The sequence below is a fragment of the Azospirillum canadense genome, from assembly GCF_025961225.1.
Classification (GTDB): Bacteria; Pseudomonadota; Alphaproteobacteria; order Azospirillales; family Azospirillaceae; genus Azospirillum; species Azospirillum canadense.
In genome coordinates, this window is the sequence record NZ_JAOQNG010000007.1 from 42,724 (window position 1) to 56,145 (window position 13,422).

13 protein-coding genes are annotated in these 13,422 nt (G+C 70.1%); 1 reads left to right on the top strand and 12 read right to left on the bottom strand.

What is annotated here, in order from left to right; genetic code table 11:
- The first annotated feature begins 4 nt into the window (after positions 1-4).
- The gene (locus tag M2351_RS28055; protein WP_264659323.1) at positions 5-1,915 is read left to right on the top strand and encodes a nitric oxide reductase activation protein NorD; all 1,911 of its coding nucleotides are present in this window, start codon (positions 5-7) and stop codon (positions 1,913-1,915) included.
- Positions 1,916-1,995: 80 nt separating this feature from the next.
- Here M2351_RS28055 and M2351_RS28060 read toward each other — a convergent pair whose 3' ends face one another.
- From M2351_RS28060 to M2351_RS28115, 12 genes are all read right to left on the bottom strand, one after another.
- Positions 1,996-2,307 (bottom strand): DUF2249 domain-containing protein, encoded by a 312-nt coding sequence (locus M2351_RS28060; RefSeq protein WP_264659324.1) that lies wholly within the window; start codon positions 2,305-2,307, stop codon positions 1,996-1,998.
- A gap of 56 nt (positions 2,308-2,363) precedes the next feature.
- Positions 2,364-2,654 carry a cytochrome C oxidase subunit IV family protein gene (locus M2351_RS28065; RefSeq protein WP_264659325.1) on the bottom strand — a complete coding sequence of 97 codons (291 nt, stop codon included), beginning with the start codon at positions 2,652-2,654 and terminating at the stop codon, positions 2,364-2,366.
- A gap of 11 nt (positions 2,655-2,665) precedes the next feature.
- Positions 2,666-3,265, bottom strand: a complete 600-nt coding sequence (locus M2351_RS28070) for a cytochrome c oxidase subunit 3 (RefSeq protein ID WP_264659326.1) — start codon at positions 3,263-3,265, stop codon at positions 2,666-2,668.
- Between the two features lie 115 nt (positions 3,266-3,380).
- On the bottom strand, positions 3,381-3,536 hold the full coding sequence (locus M2351_RS28075; protein WP_264659327.1) for a hypothetical protein: 156 nt from the start codon (positions 3,534-3,536) through the stop codon (positions 3,381-3,383).
- Positions 3,537-3,636: 100 nt separating this feature from the next.
- Positions 3,637-4,836 carry an MFS transporter gene (locus M2351_RS28080; protein ID WP_264659328.1) on the bottom strand — a complete coding sequence of 400 codons (1,200 nt, stop codon included), beginning with the start codon at positions 4,834-4,836 and terminating at the stop codon, positions 3,637-3,639.
- A 241-nt stretch (positions 4,837-5,077) separates the two neighbouring features.
- On the bottom strand, positions 5,078-6,238 hold the full coding sequence (locus tag M2351_RS28085; RefSeq protein ID WP_264659329.1) for a porin: 1,161 nt from the start codon (positions 6,236-6,238) through the stop codon (positions 5,078-5,080).
- A 37-nt stretch (positions 6,239-6,275) separates the two neighbouring features.
- On the bottom strand, positions 6,276-7,010 hold the full coding sequence (locus M2351_RS28090; protein ID WP_264659330.1) for a GNAT family N-acetyltransferase: 735 nt from the start codon (positions 7,008-7,010) through the stop codon (positions 6,276-6,278).
- A complete protein-coding gene (locus M2351_RS28095; RefSeq protein ID WP_264659331.1) occupies positions 7,007-7,423 on the bottom strand; it encodes an SET domain-containing protein in 417 nt (138 codons plus the stop codon). The genes M2351_RS28090 and M2351_RS28095 overlap by 4 nt, the downstream gene beginning before the upstream one ends.
- 20 nt (positions 7,424-7,443) lie before the next feature.
- Positions 7,444-8,598, bottom strand: a complete 1,155-nt coding sequence (locus tag M2351_RS28100) for an SDR family oxidoreductase (protein WP_264659332.1) — start codon at positions 8,596-8,598, stop codon at positions 7,444-7,446.
- A gap of 66 nt (positions 8,599-8,664) precedes the next feature.
- Entirely contained in the window at positions 8,665-10,326 is a 1,662-nt protein-coding gene (locus M2351_RS28105; RefSeq protein ID WP_264659333.1) for an ATP-binding cassette domain-containing protein, read from the bottom strand.
- Positions 10,327-10,333: 7 nt separating this feature from the next.
- Positions 10,334-11,683 (bottom strand): prohibitin family protein, encoded by a 1,350-nt coding sequence (locus M2351_RS28110; RefSeq protein WP_264659334.1) that lies wholly within the window; start codon positions 11,681-11,683, stop codon positions 10,334-10,336.
- A gap of 1 nt (position 11,684) precedes the next feature.
- Entirely contained in the window at positions 11,685-13,406 is a 1,722-nt protein-coding gene (locus tag M2351_RS28115; RefSeq protein ID WP_264659335.1) for an ATP-binding cassette domain-containing protein, read from the bottom strand.
- Positions 13,407-13,422 lie beyond the last annotated feature (16 nt).

Here is a 13,422-nt window from a genome sequence, read left to right on the forward strand (position 1 = left end):
CGTCATGCTGCTGTCGCTGTTCGAACCCGAAGAGACCATCGGCCGCCACTGGCACCGCCTGATGGGCGGCCGGGCGAGCTACCCGCGCCATCCCGACGCCGCCGTGGCGCTGGAGACGATCCGGCCGCGGCTGGGCGTGTTCTTCCGCGGGCTGGGCGGTGACCGCGGAGTGCGGCTGGCAGCCGCGGCGCGCAGCAGCTCCGGCCACCGGCTGGCCCTGCTGGAGCGCATCGGCCTCGGCGCCGAGTCCATGGAGCGGCCGGCGCTGGACGGTGATGTCCTGGCGCTGCCCGCGGTGCTGGACGTCTTCCCCGACGCCGCGCTGAACGAGCGCCTTTACGAATGGCTGGCCGCCTACTTCGCCCACGCGGAACCCGCGGGCGAGCCGCCCGCCGATCCTTTGCAGGCCGACGTCCGGGCGCTGCGGCAGGCCAACGCGACGACGGCGCACGTGCTGGCGCGCTGGCCGGGGCTGGTGCGCCTCCATGGGGAGCTGTGCGCGGCTTTGCGCGCCGTGCGACCGAAGCGCGCTCTGCCGAAGGACGAGGCTCGGGTGGAAGCGGCCGTTTTGGCTCTGCTGGGCGCCGGGGAGGGCGGGGCGGTCTTGAACGGCACCGTGCCGCTCGACCGGTTCTCCGCGCCCGTCGGCTACAAGCCGTTCCTGCCCGTGCCTCTGTGGGGCGAAGTCGCCGGTGCGGCCGTGACCGGCGCGGCCGCAGCAGTTGGAGACGGCCCCGAAAGCGACTCTGCGGAGGCGGCCGAGGGCGACGGCCAGCGCCGCAAGGCCAAGCGCCGCGACAGCGACCGGACCCAGCGGGAGGATCCGCTGATCCTGAACCGGTTCGAGAAGCTGCTCGGCCTTGCGGAGATGATGAACATCCCGCGCTCGGTCGAGGACGACGACGAGGACGGCGCCAAGCAGGCCGCCGACGACATGGAGGAGATCGCGCTGGCCCAGCACCAGCGCAAACCCTCCACGCGCCTGAAGATGGACCTGGACCTCGCCGCCGCGACGGTGGACGCGACGCCGTTGGTCGCCGAGCACAGCTACCCGGAATGGGACCACCGCCGCCGCGCCTACCACCCCGCCCACTGCCGGGTGATCACCGAACCGGCCTCCGCGGACGGCGAGGACTGGGTGCCCGACGACGCAGCCCTGCGCCGCATCCGGCAGGTGCGCCGGCAGTTCGAGGCGCTGCGGCCGAAGCGGATGGTCTTCACCGCCCAGCCGGACGGGGATGAGTTGGACCTCTCCGCCCTGGTGCGCAGCCGTGCCGACCATCGCGCGGGCGGGGTGGGCAGCGACCGCGTTTACCAGTCGGTGCGCACGGCGGCCCGCGACCTCGCCGTGGCGGTGCTGGTCGATGCCTCGCTGTCGACCGATGGCTGGATCGACGGCCGGCGCGTGCTGGACGTGGAGAAGGAGGCGCTGCTCGCCCTATCCTACGGGTTGGAAGCCTGCGGCGACGACCATGCGATCTTCACCTTCACTTCCAACAAGCGCAGCTGGGTGCGGGTGCAGACCGTGAAGGGCTTCGACGAGCCGCTGTCGTCCACGGTGCAGCGCCGGGTCCAGGCGCTGAAGCCCGGCCACTACACGCGGATGGGGGCGGCGATCCGCCACGCCACCGCGCGGCTGGCCGAGCGGCCGAACCGCCACCGGCTGCTGATCCTGCTGTCCGACGGCAAGCCGAACGACGTCGACCATTACGAGGGCCGCTACGGCATCGAGGACACGCGCGTCGCCATCCAGGAGGCCCGTCGGCAGGGGCTGGCGCTGTTCGGCATCACGGTGGACGCCGAGGCGCGCGACTATTTCCCCTATCTGTTCGGCCGCGGCGGCTACGCCATCTTCCCCCACGTGGCGCACCTGACCAAGGCGCTGCCCGCGCTGTACCGGCAGGTGGTGGGGTAAGCCGAAACACGAAAACCCAAACACGAAAATGGGGACCGGCGAAGGCCGGTCCCCTTGCTTTTGCGTGTCTGCCCTGTGACTCAGCCGCCGCACATGCCGCCGCAGCAGGAGCCGCTGCGGTCCTCCACGGGAGTGGCCTGCGCCGACTTCACGATCCGGACCCGCCACACCTCCGGCCCCTGCTCCTGATACTCCCAGGTGAAGGCGTTCCCGAACAGCGTCCGCAGCTGCAGGTGCAGGGGGCGCGGGTCGTGGTCGTTGACCAGCGTGAAGGAATCCCCCGGCGCAAGGCCGTGGACCGCCTCGATGATGACCTGATGGCGCTGGTAGGGCGCGATGGCCTGGACGTCGATGACGGGCTCGGTCCGGTCGGTGGCAGAAGTGGCTTGCATGGTGTCCTCTGTTGGGGATGGTGGAAGGATTGAAGGAGGAAGAAGGAATTGCCGCCTCAGCGAAGGAGGCCGGCGGCGTAGGCGCCCAAGATCGCGAGGCCCAGCACCAGCAGATAGCCGATCAGGACCGGCCTCCAGCGGTTGCCGGGACCGTGCAGGCCCACGTAGTGCACGAGGATCTGCCGCCCCTTGACCATGGTGATGGCCATCACGGCGGCGGCGCCCGCGATGCCGGGAATGGCGCCGGGAATGGCGCCGTGCCCGGCCTTGCCCAGGAGCATCGTGGCGAGCGTCAGGGCGGTCAGGACGCCCCAAGTGCGCAGGAGCAAGCCCGTGCGTGCGTTCATCGCCGTTCTCCTCAGCGCAGCAGGTACAGGAGGGGGTAGAGGACGATCCAGACCAGATCGACCATGTGCCAGAAGGCGGCCCCGGTCTCGAAGGTTTCCGCGCTGTCCTGAAAGGCCACGATGACCAGCAGGATCATGCCCATGACGACGTGCAGCGCGTGAAAGCCGGTCAACAGGTAATAGAGGGAATAGAACCCGCCGCTGTCGAGCGTGAAGCCGGCGTCCATCATCGCCGAATACTCCGTGCCCTTGACGATCAGGAAGAGCAGGCCAACGGCAGCGGCCGTCACGAACAGGCACCGCGCGCGTCGCCATGCCTTCTCATGCGCCGCGGCCACGCCGACCGCGGCCAGCGCTCCGCTGGACACCAGGACGATGGTGTTCAGGCCGCCCAGCGTCGGGTCCAAATGTCCTTGGCCCGCGGCGAAGCCGGCGGGGTTGAGCAGACGGGCCACGGCGAAGCCGATGAAGGCGATGGCGAACACCGCCAGTTCGCTGAGGATCAGGATCCACATCATCGGGTGGCCCGGAAGGCCCTCCAGAGGGTCGCTCCCGCTCTGCGCGTCGCCGGTGAAGGCGCTGTCTGCCGCTGACATGGTGCCCGCTGACATGGTTTTCGTCCCGATGGTCCGTCCTTGCCCGCCAAAAGTTGACTGATTTGGTCAGACTATCCTTGACGGCGGTCAAGCCGGCGCAGTTGGCCGGCCTGACGGACAAGCGGGGCGACTATTGGGTGAGGAACATCCAGGCGGCGGCGCCGAGCGACGCCAACGTGGCGAGCACCACGCCGCCGCGCGACATCACGCCCTGACGGTGCATCAGCAGCGCCGTCCCAATCAGCATCGGGGTGACGATCAGCAATCCGAGTTGAGCCTGGTTCATGGCGCCCGTCTCCCGTGTGGCCAGCGCGGGAAAGCTCGGCGCAGGCCGGCCGCGCGTCCTTGACCGCGGTCAAAAGGCTCCATAGCCGGCCAACGCGACGTCATGCCACCGCGGCGCGCGCCATCCGGTGCACCGACACCGCCATGCCCAGCCCGAGTGTCGCCGCGAGGCCGCCGATCAGGAACACAGCCGCATAGCCGGAGGAATCGGCCAGCAAGCCGACCAGCGGTCCCGTCGCTCCATAGGCGAGGTCCTGGAAGGCGGCGAACCCGCCGACCGCCGTGCCGCGCAGGTGCGGCGGCACCCGCTTGACGATGTCGGAGCCCATGGCCGGAAACACCATCGAGCAGCCGAGCCCCGTCAGCAGGGCGCCGGCCAACGCCCACCCGGGACCGGGGGCCAGCCACAACAGGTACTGGCCGCAGGCCTCCACGGCCAGCGAGGCGATGGCCACGGGCGCTCCGCCGATCCGGTCGGGCAGATGGCCGCAAAGCAGCCGGACCAGGACGAACCCGACGCCAAAAAAGGTCAGCCCCAGCCCCGCGTAGGGCCAGCCGCGGCTGAGGAAGTAGAGGGAAAAGAAGGCGCCCAGGGCGGCGAAGCCGACCCCCTGAAGCCCGACGGCGGCGCCCGCCCGCCAAATCCGGCCGATGATCCGCCAGAAGGACTCGCGCTGGCCGGCGTGGGGCGCCACGGCCGGGATCGGATGAATGGCCGCCAGTCCCAGCAACGGCAACAGCGTGCACACGGCCATGAGGCCGCCGAAGCCCACCCGGTCCAGCAGCGCGAGGCCAAGCGGGCCGCCGGCCGCGAAGGCCCCGTACATTCCCGCACCGACCAGCGACATCACCTTGCCGGACCGCGCGTGGCCCATCAGGCCGATGGCCCAGCTGATCATCCCCACCATGGCCAGGCTTTCGCCCAGGCCGAGGAGGAGTCGCCCGACAATCAACACGGCGTAGGCGCCCGCCACGGGCAGTTGGGGCCAGCTCGCCAGAAGGCAGATCAGCCCGGCCACGGCATAGACGACCAGACCCTGCCGCATGCAGGTCTTGCCGCCGATCCGGTCGGCGCGCGCGCCGGCGAGGTTGCGCGTCAGGATCGTCGACAGGAAAGCGATGCCGACCGTCAAGCCGCCGAAAGCGTTGCTGAGGCCCAGCCCCTGCACGACATGCACCGGCACCGCCGGCAACGCCATGGCAACCGCAAGATAGGAGAGGAACAGCGTCCCCGTCAGGGCAACGACACGGCGCTGGGCCACATCGGGCCGATCAGCGGCCGACGCATTGATGGAAGGCACGTTCACGCACTCCGCATGAGGACCGTCGCTCGGTGGAATGCGCGGTGCGCGGACACACGCACCCGCTCCCCCCGAACGAGGGTCAATGGGTGCGTTGATTGACGTGAACGCTTACGGCCGGAACGCCCCGACGGGCATCATCCGGCGATGACGGACCTTAGCCGACGCGCCGGGGGAGCGTCAACACGCAGTCCCCTCTCCCGGGACGGGAGAGGGGACTCGGCGCCATGCGCGGCCCGCCTCAGAACGCGATGCGCGTGTCGAGCATCAGGATGTGGGCGCGGTCGGTCAGGTCGCCGCCGCTCGGCGCTCCGCCGGACAGGGTGGAGCGGACGTAGTCGTACTCCAGGCCGGTGGTCAGGCCGGGGGCGACGGTCCAGGTGATGCCGCCCTGCCAAATGTCGGCCTTGGCCGGGGTCGTCATGGTCGCGCTGTCGTTGCCGAGCGCCCGCAGGTAGTTTGCGGCGAACAGCAGCGGCCCATAGGAGTATTGCGCACCGATGATCAGGTTCTGCTGCGCGCGGGACTGGGCGAGGCCCTTGGCGTAGCCGCTGTCGCCGCTGTAGGCGTAGCTGGCGCCGACCTTCACGGGGCCGTAGCCGACGTTGGCCCCGACATGAACGGACCGCAGATCCTCGAACTCCTGGCTCAGCACGCCGTCCGTCTGCCCATTGGCCTGGCCGGTCTGGTAGAAGGCGCTGGCCTCGATCGTCAGCTCGTCGACGTTGCGCAGGTAGGCGGCGCCGAACTCCACGATGTCGTGGAAGGACGGGGCGTTGCCCAGCGGATCCCGCTTCAGGCGGTTGACGTTGTTGTTGGCGTCGCCCAGGCGCGGCGTGTAGGACACCGCCGCCGACAGGCCGGCGATGGACGGGGTGATGTAGATGATCTTGGTGCCGGTGTCGTAGGACACGAGCGTGCGCAGGCTGGTCGCCGGAAGCGGCAGGGCGCCCAGCGTGGAGGAGCCGTTGAGGAACAGGATCCCGTTGCTGTCGGGGCTGCCCGCGATTCCTTCCACGTTCGGGCCGATCATGCCGTATTCGTCCGACAGGCCGTTGATCATGCCCGCCTGCACCGTGCCGAACCCGCCGCTGACGTAGACGAAGGCGCGGTCGTTTTCCAGCCGCGTGCTCGACACCGCCGGATTGCCGTTGCCAGCCACGATGCGCACGCGCGCGCCGTAGGTCAGGCCGTTGTCGGCGGTGGCCGACGGCGTGATGACGAGGCGGAAGCGGTTGGCGAACTCGGTCGACCGCAGGCCGCTGTCCTGCTTCTGGTTGACGTAGGCGCCCTGCGCATAGGCATCGCCGCCGATGGTGACGTCGAAGGCGGATTGCGCGGCGGCCGGGGCGGACAGCGCGAGACAGGCGAGGGCGGCGGTGACGGGAGCGGTCGGGCGCATGGGAGCGGTCATTCCAAGATATAGAGTGGTGTGAATGTCAGGCGGCTTGGCGCGCGGGGAACCAGCGGCGGGCGAAGGGGGTCAGGTTGTCGTCGTGCAACTGGGCTTGGCAGAGAATCTCCACGCTGTCGGCCCAGCGCGGGTTGAGGCGGCGGAACAGGGCGAGTGCCGGGCTGTCCAGCTTGGCCTCGCTGATCGCGCGGGCCTCCTCGGTCAGGCCGTAGCCCTGCCAGTTCCAGTCCACGGTCCCGGTTTCGGTGTCGTAATACTGGGCGAAGCATTCGCGTCCGACCCAGTCGCGCACCACCCGGTCGAAGTCGCCCAGCGGCGCCTCGGCGTGCGGCGTGTGGCGGACGAACAGCATCGGCATGTAGCGGTAGGAGCGGTAGCCGACCGCGCTGTAGCTCCAGTACCAGACGCGCCCCGAGCGGTCGGCGCGCGCACGGTCCAGAAGCTCGGCGACCATCGACCGGACGAGCCCGTTCGACCCCCAGTAGCGGCGCTGGAGGATGCAGTGGGCGGTGTGATAGACGCCGACCGCCCGGCCGTCGAAGTCCGACTCCTGCCGGTAGATGGTGGCGAAGCCGACCAGTTCCCCGGTTTCCGCGTCCCGCTGCAGGACGCAGTGGTCGAGGTCGGCCAGCTCCTCGTTGAAATAGTCCTCGCCGTAGCCCTCGAACCACACGCTGAGCAGGACGAACAGCGCCGAACGCAGTTCGGGCGTCAGGGCGGCGGGGCCGACGACGCTGGTGACCAGGGGGCGTGAATTCATCCGGCGGCTCCGCAGGACAAGTAGGCGGCTGCCCCCGCGTCGCGGACGTCGGCGCAGATGTCCTCGTAGTTGCAGGTGATCTCCTCGCCCGCGGCGATGGCGCGGCGGGTGACGAACAGACGCCAGTCGGCCGGGTCAGCCCGGCCGACCGACGCGTCGTCGGCGTGGTTGAGGAAGCGGGCGTCGTCGCCGGGCAGCAGGATGCCGACCCCCTCGATCACGCAGCCGTGGAAGTCGATCAGCCGGTCGACCTGCGGATAGTCGGCCAGCACGGAGTCGTCGGGGGCCAGCAGCCGGTCGATGCGGGCGTCGAACGCCCACATCGGCGTGCCGGCCGGCACCGCCTCCTCGGCGAACAGCCCCAGCCCGTGGATTGGGCTGGAGCCGACGCGGGTCGCGATCAGCAGGGGCATGGCGTCCGTCCTTCCAACCGTCAGGCGGCCGCCGGAGCGGAGGTGAGCGCCTCGTCGAACTCGAAGCTGGCGGCGTCGTCGACGAACTGCTCGGCGATGGTCGTGTTCGGCTTCGTCAGGCAGACGCCAATGTAGTCGGCGAAGCGCGGCGGCGGGGCGAAGCCCTCGGAGAGCAGGCGGCTGTTGTCGAAGGCGATGTCCTGCGCGGTGAAGCGGTGGTACTTGCGCCCGCCCGCGGCCATGGTCCGGTGCAGGATGTCGCGCTGCGGGAAGGCGGCGCGGAAGGCGCGGTCGAAGGGCCGCCAGCCCTCCGGACCCTTGGGGTCGAAGAAGCTGTAGGGGCGGGTGCCCTCGTGCCCGTGCGCGGCGAAGGCCTCTTCGAAGTCGGCCCAGGTGGTCCGGCTGCCGATGCCGGCGGAGATGTGGTAGAGGTTGTGCTTTAGGTCGGGCTTACGCAGCAGGTCGTGCAGGCGCGCGGACGCCCAGTCCACCGGCACGATGTCGATGAAGCCGTCGGGCGAGCAGGGCAGCACGCCGGTGCGGTCGACCAGCCGGAAGAACCAGAAGATGCTGGCGCTCGGCCGCACGCCCAGCGTGGTGTGGCCGACCACGATGGACGGGCGGCAGACGACGATCGGCAGCTCCGGGAAGCCGGCGGCCAGCGCCCGCTCCGCCGCGGCCTTGCTGCGGGTGTATTCGACGATGTGCGGCGTGTCGTGGCCGGGGGCCGGGGCTTCCTCGACCATCTCCAGCCAGGGCGTCTCGCCGCAGCAGAAGGCGGTGCCGATGTGCAGGAAGCGCTGCAGGTGCTTCATCCGGCGGGCGCGGCCGGCCAGCGCCAGCGTGCCGTCCACGTTGATCTGCCACACCGAATGGCGGCTGTCGAAAGAGGTGTCGGCGGCGACGTGGACGATGTGGGTCACCGCGTCCAGCCGCGGGTCGGTGCTGGTCGCCAGCGACTGCAGGTCGCCCGGCAGGATCTGGCACAGGCTGGCGTAGGCCTCTGCCGTCGCGCGGTCGACGCAGCGGGCGAGGTTGCCGGCGAGGCGGGCGCGGCAGGCCGCTTCGTCCGCGCCGCGGATCAGCAGCAGGCAGTCGGCCGCGGTCCCGTTCTTGACGGCGTCGAGATAGAAGGAACCGCCGAGGAAGCCGGTGCCGCCGGTGAGAAGGATCATGGTGAGCCTCTGTCTCGCGTCTGGGGGATGAGAATGGGGTGGGGGTGCCGCCTCAGTGGGCTGGCCCTAGTGAGCGGGGATCAGGTCGGGGGCCGGAACGTCCGGCGAATCGGTCGGGCGCAGACCGCCGCGCTCCACCTGGAGCTGGACGTCGGCCGCGTCGAAGTAGGCGTCGTCGTGGGTCACCGCGATCACGGTGATGCCGCGCGCCTTCATCCAGGGAAGAATTTCCCGGTAGAACTTGCGGCGGAAGTAGGGGGACTGGTCGGCCGCCCACTCGTCCAGCACCAGCACCGGCTTGCGTTCCAGCAGCGCCGCCACCAGGGCGAGGCGCTTGCGCTGGCCCTGCGACAGCTCCACCGTGGTGAAGGCGCGGCCGTCGACGGCGACCTTGTCGGACATCTCCAGCAGGTCCAGCAGCTCTTCCGCGAAGCCGTCCTCCGTCGACACCGCGCCGTAGAGTTGGCGGGTGATGTCGCTGTCGGAGAAGACGACGGCGAACAGGTCGCGGTAGGAGGCCAGCGCGTCGGCCGATACGGCCGCGCCGTCCACCAGCAGGGACCCGCGCTGCGCCGGGTAAAGGCCGAGCAGCATGTGGATCAGCGTGCTCTTGCCCGCTCCGTTGTGGCCGGTGATGAAGACGGTGCTGCCGCGCTCCACCGTCAGGTCGACCGGGCCGACCGTGAAGGACCCGGTGCCGTCGCGCCCGGCGTGCCGGAAGGTCGCGCCGTCCAGCCCGAGGGTGGCGAAGCCGGTGTAGTCCACGGTCGGCGTGCCCTTGCGCCGGGGAAGCTGCGGGGGCGCCTTCAGGTCGGCCTCCACCGCCAGGAAGGAGCGGGCCGCCGTTTCGGCGGCGATGTAGGAGGGGTAGGAGGCGACGATGGTGATGACCGGATAGGCGATGAAGGCCGCGGCGTGGCCGGACAGCACGACGGTCGCCACGTCGGTGGAGGTGATCGCCGGCAGCAGGAAGACGATCCCGGCCAGCGACATGTAGTAGGTCAGCTCGCAGATCGTGAAATAGTGGCTGTACTCCGCGCCGAACTTGTGGCGTTCGCGGCGGAGATCCTCGGCGCAGGCGGTGGCGTCGGCGAGCGCGTTGGTGCTGCGCCGGCGGTTCAGCTTGCACTCCCGCAGGGTCCGCAGGATGTGGTCCGACCGTTCCGACAGCGCGCCCTCGGCCTCGTAGATCGTCTCGGACAGCGTCTCCAGCCGGATTACCGAGCGGCCGATCAGGATGCCGCCGACCGCCAGGAAGGCCAGCACGATCGCCACCGCGGCCTGCGACAGCGTGGCGAGGTAGAGCAGGCACAGCAGGATCGCCGCGACCGACTGGAAGCTGATCACCAGCGTCGGCACCGCCTGGGCCAGCAGTTGAAGCTCCGGCCCGGCCACCTGGGCGAGACGGCTGGTGCCGACCGCCGCGGAGTCCGGCAGGTCGGCGGCCAGCGCGCGGCGCAGCAGGTCGACGCGCAGCACGGCCAGCGCCGCTTGGAGGCGCTTGGACGCCGCGTTCATCATCCAGCCCTGGGCCAGCCGCCACAGGAAGGACGACAGCAGGAAGATGATCAGCAGCCGTTGCAGCCCGTTCGGGTCGTCCAGCAGCAGCAGCGCGTCGTTCAGCGAGGTCAGCAGGGCGAGGTTGAGCGCGGCGGCCAGCACCGCCAGCAGCATCAGCGGCTGGAGGTTGCGCAGGGCGTCGCGTCTCAGGAGGCGCCAGAGGTCCATCGCCGGCTCACTTCGGCTGGATGAGGTCGAGCAGGCGGGACGGCGACATCTTCGACAGGATCGGCGCCGCCGCGGCCTTCCCGTCCTTGGCGCCGTCCTTTGGGGGCTCCGGCTTGGCGGCCGGCGTGGGCGCGGTGGCCGGATGGCTGCCGGCCGGGGCCGCGGCGCCGGTGTTCAGGCTGGGCATCTGGCTGGGCGGGGTCTGGTTGGGGTTGCCGTCCCCGCTCAGCGAGGGCAGCTGGGCGGCCGGCGGCACCGGGACGCTGGTCGGCACGGCGGCCATCGCGGTGCCGGGGATCGCCGGATGGACGCCGGGCGTCGCCTTCGGGGCGCCGGGGGTCAGCGCGGACAGCTCCGCCGGGCCCGTGCCCGGAGCGGCCGCCATGGCGCCGTTCTGGCCGGCGGCGTCGAGGATCAGCGGCAGGCCGCCGCTCGCGGCGTTGCCGATCACGACGATCTTGGCGTTGGGCGAGTGGGCCAGCTCCAGCGTCGCCTCGATGCCGCGCCAGCGCAGGTAATTCTCCGTCAGGTTGGCCTGCACCGTTTCCTGGAAGGCGCGGATGCCCTGGCCTTCCAGCTGCTTGCGCTGGCTTTCGAACAGCTCGCGCTGCAGGCGGAACTGGTACTCCTGCGCGGCCTGGTCCTGCTGAATCTTGCGTTCGATCGACGCCATGATCGCGTCGGGCAGCGAGACGTTGCGGATCAGGATGTCCTGGATCAGCAGGTAGCCGGTCTTGGTCCGCCCGTCGGGCTTCGGCGTGTCCTCCGCGCCGACGATCTGGGCGTACATGACGCGGTCGGCGACCTGCTCGAACGCCTCCGTCTGCACGCGCAGGCGTCGGTGGGCGTACAGCTCGTCCGCCTTGAAGCGCGACACGATCTCACGCGAGACCGAGCCGACCTCCGGCACCAGCAGCACCTCCAGGTAGTTCGGCCCGACGTTCTTGTGCAGGGCGGCCAGCATCTCCGCGTAGGGGCGGTAGCGCACTGTGATCTCGATGCTGACGTTCAGTCCGTCGTTGGCGATGGCCGAGTAGGAGCGGGTGTCCTCCTGGAGGCGCAGGTCGTAGACCTCGATCTTGTCCCAGGGGAAGATGACGTGCACGCCCTCGGCCAGGGCCGGCCCCATCTGGGTGCCCTGGTGGAAGCGCTTCCACAGCACGCCGCCATGGCCGGCCGGGATGAAGACCACGATCGACGGGGCGAAGTAGAGGAAGATCAGGATGCCGACCAGCAGCGTGCAGAGCAGGGACCGGCGGTGCTCGTCGTACCAATGGGCCATCAGCGACCGCAGGCGCGATTTCGGCTTCGGCAAGGCATCGGTCTCGTCGTCGGTAACGAAGGCCTGGGCAGCCATGTCAGGCGGTCTCCTGCGAACATGCCAACTCCAGGGCCGCGGACGGATCCATGGAGCGCGTCGTGTCGGGGCGGAGCGCGGCGGTTTCGGCCGGCAGGCTCATCCGCCCGTTGATCATGCGGATGGTGACGTCGCAGACGGACGAGACGTCGCCGTCGTGCGACACGAAGATCACGGTGCGGCCCAGCGACTGGAGCTTGCCGATGATCTCGTTGGTGAAGCGGGTGCGGAACTCGGCGTCCTGGTCGGACGTCCATTCGTCCAGGATGATGACCGGCCGCCCTTCCGCCACCGCGATGGCGAGCGCCAGGCGCCGGCGCTGCCCCTTGGACAGGTCGCGGTTCAGCAGGCCGTCGCCGGTGTCCGGCACCAGCCGGTCGATCTTCAGGTAGACCAGCATCTCGCGGAACAGCTCCTCGTCGAAGCCGTTGCCCTGCGGCAGCCGGGTGAAGATGTGGTGGTCCTGGAACACGGCGCAGAACAGGTCGCGGTAGGCCTCCAGCCGGTCGGTCTCCACCGTTTGCCCGTCGAGCAGCACCTGCCCCTCCTCCGGGCGGAACAGCAGCGGGATGACCCGCAGCAGGGTGGACTTGCCCGACCCGTTGGACCCCATGATGCCGACGACGCTGCCGGCCGGGATCGTCAGGTCGACCGGGCCGATGGTGAAGGGCTCCGGCCGCAGGCCGGCGGGGTAGGTGAAGCGGACGCCGCGCAGCTCGATGCTGGCGAAGCGGCGCGGCGCGCGGGCATGGCGCGACGGCTCATACTCCGCCGCCGGCATGGTGGCGAGCAGGGTGGTCAGCTGGCCGGCCGCATCCTCCGCCGCCACATAGTCGGGCACGGCGTTCAGGAACTTCGACAGCGGGCGCGCCAGGAACAGGATGACCGAGGTCACCAGCGGCAGCTCCGCCACCGACATCGCGCCCATGCGCGGGAAGATGAAGACAAAGACGGCGGAGAAGCCGATGATGATCGTCGCGATCCAGGAGAACAGCTCGCCCAGGTTGCGGCCGTGGCGGCGCTTCAGCTCCTCCCAACCCGCGATGTCGGTCTCCACCGCGTGGGTCAGCTCGTCGCGCCGGGCCTTGCCCAGCTTGATCTCGGCGTTGCCGCCCACCAGCTCCGAAAAGCCCTGGAGCATGCGCAGCTCGCGGTCCTTGGCATCGCCCAGCAGCGCGCGGGTCCGCTGCGCCTCGCGCACGTACCAGCTGCCGACAAAGACGGCGGCGACCAGCAGCAGCGTGGCGCCGACGGTCGACAGCGTCCACAGGTAGAGGTAGGCGACGCCGGCCACCAGCATCATGTTGGCGGCGATGGACAGGTTCGGCAGAAGCGCGGCGATCCGCTCCAGATGGTAGTTGCCAAGGTCGAAGGAGCGCTTGGCCTGGAGATCCAGGATCTCGGCGTGGCTGCCCAGCGCCACGTGGCGCAGGAAGCGCCGCCGCACCTCGGCCAGCGCGCTGAAGGCGGTGGTCAGCAGCAGCCCGACGAAGCGCTTGCTGAACGCGTAACCGACCAGCAGCGACAGGCAGAAGATCAGAAAGGGGGTGTCCAGCACCTCCCCGCGCATCCAGCCGCTCAGCTCCGCGCTGAGGCTCATCAGGCTGATCAGGTTGGCCGCCGCGGCGGTGCAGCCGGTCACGAACAGCCGGGTCAGGACGGGCCGGTCGGCCAGCCCGATCAGCGGCAGAAGCGCCGACGCGGGTTTGCTGGCGTTGGGCATTTTGGGGGGAGACTTC

Coding starts and splice junctions, on each gene's coding strand:
- M2351_RS28090 (WP_264659330.1), bottom strand. CDS start 7,010: ATGAATTCACGCCCCCTGGTCACCAGCGTCGTCGGCCCCGCCGCCCTG.
- M2351_RS28105 (WP_264659333.1), bottom strand. CDS start 10,326: ATGGACCTCTGGCGCCTCCTGAGACGCGACGCCCTGCGCAACCTCCAG.
- M2351_RS28100 (WP_264659332.1), bottom strand. CDS start 8,598: ATGATCCTTCTCACCGGCGGCACCGGCTTCCTCGGCGGTTCCTTCTAT.
- M2351_RS28085 (WP_264659329.1), bottom strand. CDS start 6,238: ATGCGCCCGACCGCTCCCGTCACCGCCGCCCTCGCCTGTCTCGCGCTG.
- M2351_RS28075 (WP_264659327.1), bottom strand. CDS start 3,536: ATGAACCAGGCTCAACTCGGATTGCTGATCGTCACCCCGATGCTGATT.
- M2351_RS28070 (WP_264659326.1), bottom strand. CDS start 3,265: ATGTCAGCGGGCACCATGTCAGCGGCAGACAGCGCCTTCACCGGCGAC.
- M2351_RS28060 (WP_264659324.1), bottom strand. CDS start 2,307: ATGCAAGCCACTTCTGCCACCGACCGGACCGAGCCCGTCATCGACGTC.
- M2351_RS28115 (WP_264659335.1), bottom strand. CDS start 13,406: ATGCCCAACGCCAGCAAACCCGCGTCGGCGCTTCTGCCGCTGATCGGG.
- M2351_RS28110 (WP_264659334.1), bottom strand. CDS start 11,683: ATGGCTGCCCAGGCCTTCGTTACCGACGACGAGACCGATGCCTTGCCG.
- M2351_RS28065 (WP_264659325.1), bottom strand. CDS start 2,654: ATGAACGCACGCACGGGCTTGCTCCTGCGCACTTGGGGCGTCCTGACC.
- M2351_RS28095 (WP_264659331.1), bottom strand. CDS start 7,423: ATGCCCCTGCTGATCGCGACCCGCGTCGGCTCCAGCCCAATCCACGGG.
- M2351_RS28055 (WP_264659323.1), top strand. CDS start 5: ATGCTGCTGTCGCTGTTCGAACCCGAAGAGACCATCGGCCGCCACTGG.